Here is a 1368-nt window from a genome sequence, read left to right as displayed (position 1 = left end):
CCGGCGCCGTCGACGATGGTGGTGTTCTCCTTGGAGATCGACACCTTCTTGGCGCGGCCGAGCATGTTGAGGCCGACGTTCTCGAGCTTGATGCCGAGGTCTTCCGAGATGACCTGGCCACCGGTGAGGATGGCGATGTCTTCCAGCATCGCCTTGCGGCGATCACCGAAGCCCGGAGCCTTGACGGCGGCGATCTTCAGGCCGCCACGCAGCTTGTTGACGACCAGCGTGGCCAGAGCCTCGCCTTCGACGTCTTCCGAGATGATGAGCAGCGGCTTGGAGGTCTGCACGACGGCTTCGAGAACCGGCAGCATGGCCTGCAGGTTGGAGAGCTTCTTCTCGTGGAGCAGGATGTAGGCGTCCTCGAGATCGGCAACCATCTTGTCGGCGTTGGTGACGAAGTAGGGCGAGAGGTAGCCGCGGTCGAACTGCATGCCTTCGACGACTTCGAGTTCGGTCTCGGCGGTCTTGGCTTCCTCAACCGTGATGACGCCCTCGTTGCCGACCTTCTGCATCGCTTCCGCGATCATCTTGCCGACCGACTCGTCGCCATTGGCCGAGATCGTGCCGACCTGGGCAACTTCCTCGGAGGTCTTGATCTTCTTGGCAGCCTTGCCGAGCGCCGCGACGACTTCGGTCACGGCCAGATCGATGCCGCGCTTCAGGTCCATCGGGTTCATGCCGGCGGCAACCGCCTTGTGGCCTTCCTGGACGATCGACTGCGCCAGAACGGTCGCGGTCGTGGTGCCGTCGCCGGCGATGTCGTTGGTCTTCGAAGCAACTTCGCGGACCATCTGCGCGCCCATGTTCTCGAACTTGTCCTCAAGCTCGATTTCCTTGGCGACGGTGACGCCGTCCTTGGTGATGCGCGGGGCGCCGAACGACTTGTCGATGACGACGTTGCGGCCCTTGGGGCCGAGTGTAACCTTCACCGCGTCGGCGAGGATGTTGACGCCGCGCAGCATGCGCTCACGGGCATCACGGGAGAATTTTACGTCTTTAGCAGCCATTTTTAGCTCCTGGCAGGGGCTTGGGGTAAGCCCGGAATTCAGTTGACGGTGAGGCCGATGATCAGCCGATGATGCCCATAATGTCGGATTCCTTCATGATCAGAAGGTCTTCGCCATTGAGCTTGACTTCGGTGCCCGACCACTTGCCGAACAGGATGCGGTCGCCAGCCTTGACGTCCAGGGGAACCAGCTTGCCGGCTTCGTCGCGCGCGCCGGAGCCGACGGCGATGATCTCGCCTTCCTGCGGCTTTTCCTTCGCCGTATCCGGGATGATGATCCCGCCGGCGGTCTTGGATTCGGATTCGACCCGCCGAACGACCACGCGGTCATGAAGCGGGCGGAACTTCGACTTTGCCAT

The 1368-nt window shown here is 62.2% G+C and carries 2 protein-coding genes; both read right to left on the bottom strand.

Annotated elements, in window-relative coordinates; translation table 11 throughout:
- A partial coding sequence (groEL, locus tag AC04SH_RS34815) for a chaperonin GroEL (RefSeq protein ID WP_488578079.1) occupies window positions 1–1010 on the bottom strand: 1010 nt, incomplete at its 3' end.
- A gap of 61 nt (window positions 1011–1071) precedes the next feature.
- A complete protein-coding gene (gene groES / locus AC04SH_RS34810) occupies window positions 1072–1368 on the bottom strand; it encodes a co-chaperone GroES (protein ID WP_006203049.1) in 297 nt (98 codons plus the stop codon).

The sequence above is a fragment of the Mesorhizobium sp. CNPSo 4688 genome (genome assembly GCF_057784295.1).
Note: the sequence above shows the minus strand (reverse complement) of the source record. Positions and strands in the feature narration are given on the sequence as shown.